Source organism: Candidatus Aquicultor secundus, assembly GCF_002791875.1.
Taxonomy (GTDB): domain Bacteria; phylum Actinomycetota; class Aquicultoria; order Aquicultorales; family Aquicultoraceae; genus Aquicultor_A; species Aquicultor_A secundus.
The window spans coordinates 1-2,458 of record NZ_PFNG01000002.1 but is presented as its reverse complement, the minus strand read 5'-3'; the positions used below and the strand labels follow the sequence as shown (position 1 = coordinate 2,458).

The window sequence follows — 2,458 nt, the reverse complement described above, 5'->3', positions numbered from 1 at the left end:
GAGCAATCGTCGGGGGCATGGAGATCGTCCGAGAGGTTACCCAGGAGAAACGTACCCTGGAGAAGATTAAACTGTCCGCAGAGCGGCTCAACACCTCATTTAACGAGATATCAATCCACACCGATCAGATCACGACAACAACAACTCAGGTAGCGACGGCCATCGGCCAGATCGCGCAGGGTTCAAGCGAACAGTCAAATGCCGCCGCGCAAGCGACAAATTCAGTCGAGCATGTCTCGGATTCGATCAACGCCATGGTAGAAAGCGCGGAAGACCAGACCAAAAGCATTGCAGACTTAACCAACGGTATTAACGACATCATCGAAGTCATCGACGACATTGCAAGCCAAACCAATCTGCTTGCACTAAACGCAGCCATCGAGGCGGCCAGGGCAGGAGAGCACGGCAAAGGCTTTGCGGTGGTTGCAGACGAGGTCAGAAAGTTAGCCGAGAGAAGCGCCAAAGCAACGGGTGAGATCGGCAACTTAATTCAGGAGATTCAAGACAAAATCGGCGGGATTACTGAAAACACCGAGACTAAAACCAAGGAAGTCGCGGCGGCCACAGGCGAAGTGGTCACAGCGGTTAATGCGATCGCGGCGGCTTCGGAGCAGGCGGCGGCCTCATCCGAGCAGGTCTCGGCCTCAGCCCAAGAGCAAAGCGCAACTATCCAGCAGGTCGCAGCCTCTATACAGGAACTTACGGCGGTGGCCAATGAGCTTAATATCTTGCTCGATGAATACCAGATTGCTTAGGCAGTAGAGAGTAGAAACTAGAGAATCAAGTATACATTGGATCATCACGAAAGAAACATAAAGGTGGGGGAATAAAAGTCCCCACCTTTCTTAGCGCGGTTTTACTGCTTGAATGGTATCTTCGCTCGACATACAATCAGTGGGGTATATATCACTTCAAAACGCACTAATTTGTATATAAGAAATAATTCGAGGAATAAGGTATTAGGATGAGTAAGGATCGACACAGGTTTTTTGCTACTGCGGCCAAAGGGGTTGAGCCGGTTCTTGCCGGGGAGCTGCGCGCGCTTGGGATGAGGGACGTCGTCGAGGAGACCGGCGGCGTACGGTTTTTCGGTGAACTTGAAGCCGCCTACCGGGCCAACCTATGGTTGCGCACGGCAAACCGTGTGCTCATGACGCTGCGCGAGTTTAATTGCCCCTCGGAGCAGGCACTTTATGATGGCGTACGCAAGATTGATTGGCGCCGTCATCTTACATCAAAGATGACGCTGGCGGTTGATGCAAACGTTCGCTCATCCACGATGAAACATTCAAAATACGCGGCGCTTAAGACGAAAGATGCGATAGTCGACCAGCTTCGCGAGAAAACCGGGTCGCGGCCGAGCGTTGACCCGGAGAACCCCGACCTTAGAATAAATGTTCACATCGACCGCAATCATTGCACGCTCAGCCTGGATACATCGGATGAGAGCCTGCATAAAAGGGGGTATAGGACTGCCGGTTTAGAGGCACCGTTAAAAGAGACGCTCGCTGCGGCTTTGGTGTGTTTCACGGAATGGGATATGAAAAGCCCGTTTATCGACCCGATGTGCGGCTCGGGAACGATTGTTATTGAGGCGGCCCTTAAAGCGGCGAACATCGCCCCGGGACTTATCCGCAAGACCTTTGGCTTTCAGCAGTGGCTTAACTTCGACAAAAACCTGTGGGATAGTCTGGTAAACCAGGCGGAAGGGTTGCGAAAGCCAAAGCCCCAAGCCCCCATACGTGGCTACGATATCTCAGGCAAGGCGATTAGCGCCGCCATGGAGAACGCGAGGGCGGCAACGGTGGGCCCCTTTGTGCCGTTTATCCGCAAGGACATTAAAGACCTGGAGCCACCGCCGGGGCCCGGTGTTATTATCGTGAATCCTCCGTACGGAGAGCGGCTAGGCCAGAAACAAGAACTCGAACCGTTCTATAAAACCATCGGTGACGTGTTTAAGCAGAAGTGCAAGGGGTATTCGGGGTTTGTCTTTACGGGCAATCTCGAACTTGCCAAGCACATCGGGCTTAAGGCCTCGCGGCGAATAGTCCTCTTTAACGGGCCGATCGAGTCAAGGCTCTTGAAATACGAGCTGTACTAAACGAAGCCCCCTCGATAAAGAAGCTTCTTCATTATGCAACGTAGTATGCGTGAACAAGTATGTTAAAAATATAACGAACTATGGCTAATTATTTTCACTTTTTTTGACGACGATACAAAGAGCAAGAAACATCGGTCCCGCTTAAGGGCTTTTCCGCGTTTCATTTAACTTTTATATCTAGTAGTTGCCGAGAGGAGTTTACAGTAATGAAAAAGTTGTTGTTTAAGAACCCGGAAGTAAAGGACAAAGGCAAGGATAATCAGGATCCAGAATCGCTTCTGGCGGGAATACCGGACCCACTTTTTGTTGCGGATAAAGATTTGAATATCGTCTATTTTAATGATGCCGTATCTAAAC

At 50.8% G+C, this 2,458-nt stretch carries 2 protein-coding genes; both read left to right on the top strand.

Annotated elements, in window-relative coordinates:
- Positions 1–755 (top strand): methyl-accepting chemotaxis protein (locus COY37_RS00070; protein WP_286975412.1); only part of this gene is annotated, 755 nt, incomplete at its 5' end.
- A 209-nt stretch (positions 756–964) separates the two neighbouring features.
- Positions 965–2,101 carry a THUMP domain-containing class I SAM-dependent RNA methyltransferase gene (locus tag COY37_RS00065; protein ID WP_286975409.1) on the top strand — a complete coding sequence of 379 codons (1,137 nt, stop codon included), beginning with the start codon at positions 965–967 and terminating at the stop codon, positions 2,099–2,101.
- Positions 2,102–2,458 lie beyond the last annotated feature (357 nt).